The sequence below is a fragment of the Comamonas sp. Z1 genome (assembly GCF_008121555.1).
Taxonomy (GTDB): domain Bacteria; phylum Pseudomonadota; class Gammaproteobacteria; order Burkholderiales; family Burkholderiaceae_C; genus Comamonas; species Comamonas thiooxydans.
This window is the reverse complement of sequence record NZ_VOQT01000055.1, coordinates 1-1,630: the sequence shown is the minus strand read 5'-3', so window position 1 is coordinate 1,630 and position 1,630 is coordinate 1. Positions and strand designations below refer to the sequence as shown.

At 57.6% G+C, this 1,630-nt stretch carries 1 protein-coding gene; it reads left to right on the top strand.

Features of this window, described 5'->3' with window-relative positions; translation table 11 throughout:
- Window positions 1–214 precede the first annotated feature (214 nt).
- Window positions 215–1,291, top strand: a complete 1,077-nt coding sequence (locus tag FSY45_RS27670; RefSeq protein WP_012837655.1) for an IS110 family transposase — start codon at window positions 215–217, stop codon at window positions 1,289–1,291.
- The last annotated feature ends 339 nt before the right edge of the window (window positions 1,292–1,630 follow it).

The window sequence follows — 1,630 nt, the reverse complement described above, 5'->3', positions numbered from 1 at the left end:
GGATGCGGACAAAAACTTGGACTACCAGGAGATGTAATGGATGCCTCCCTGCCTACGGGCAGCTCAAAGGCCGCAGAAGCATAAAGATGAACAGCGTGACCGTTTTGGGAGTGTGCTTGTTCGCTAGACGAGCTGGGCTCTTGAATGGATACGGTATCAAAGTGCCCGTGGCTTGATAGACCAATGTCTTCACAAACATCAGCGAGGTTTCGTCATGCATCGTTGTACTACCCAAAGCGCGGGGCAAATCATCGGTCAGGTGGCCGGCCTGCAGGTCATTGGACTGGACATCGCCAAAAGCGTGTTCCAACTTCACACCGTGGACATGAGCACAGGCGAGATTGTCAACGTGCAGCTAAAGCGGGCCAAGGTTTTAGGGCACTTCGCCAACCGTGCACCTTGCTTGATCGGCATCGAAGCCTGCGGCGGAGCGCACCACTGGGCCCGTGAGTTGACGGCGCAGGGCCATGCCGTGCGGCTGATTCATGCCAAAGCCGTGCGCCCATTCGTGAACGGCAACAAGACCGACGCTACAGATGCACGCGCCATCTGGCTGGCGATCCAGCAGCCGGGTACCAAATTCGTGGGCGTGAAGACGCTGGCGCAACAAGCCACGCTCACCTTGCATCGTCAGCGCGAGATGTTGATGCGGATGAAGATCATGCAGATCAATGCGTTGCGGGGACTACTCTATGAGTTTGGAGCCACCTTAGCGCGAGGCAAGAAGGCGTTGTTGGGCGAGTTGGAACTCGCACTGGAGGCGCTTGCCAACAGCATTCCACAGTATGTCGTCGATAGCCTGCGCGAGCAGGCCCAGCGCATCAAGCAACTGGCGATAGACATTAAGGCCATCGAGGTGAGGCTTGCAGAGGTCCTGCGCATTGACGTGGACATGAAGCGTGTGGCGGCGATACCCGGGGTAGGCCTGCTCTCGGCTACAGCGGCCATCGCCACTATGGGAGAAGCCAAGGCATTCAAGTCGGGGCGCGAATTCTGTGCCTGGCTGGGTCTGGTACCCAAGCAACGAGGCACAGGTGGCCGGGTAAATCTTCTGGGGATCTCCAAACGGGGCGACACCTACCTGCGGACTTTGCTTATTCACGGTGCGCGTGCGGTACTGAGACATGCGAAAGAGCCCGGCCCATGGCTGGAACAGCTTCAAGCCAGGAGGCCAACGAACGTTGTGATCGTGGCACAGGCGGCCAAGATGGCGCGAACGATCTGGGCCGTTACGGCCCGACAGCAGGACTACCAACGAGGCCACCAGAGCACCAGGCCGCTTGGGGCTTGAACGGATAGCAGATCAACCCGAGAAAGGAGGATGTGAACCTTTGAAGGCGATGAGGCAGCAACAAAGCAGCGTGATGTGAAACAGGTCAGACCGGGACGAGCTAAACCTGGATGAACTACCGGACTTCAAAAGTCCGTCCTAGGAGATGAGGCGCTCGTCAGCGGATTACATCGGGGCCAGCGGACAAGGGGCAACCCAGCGTCCACATCACAGGCCGGATACAAGGCAGCAGCCGACTTCTTCACAAAGCATTGCGGGTTACTACTCATGGCTGGGAGGCATCCATACAAGGTAGTTCATGTACTCATACGCAGACAGGATTCGTGCAGTTGAGCTTTA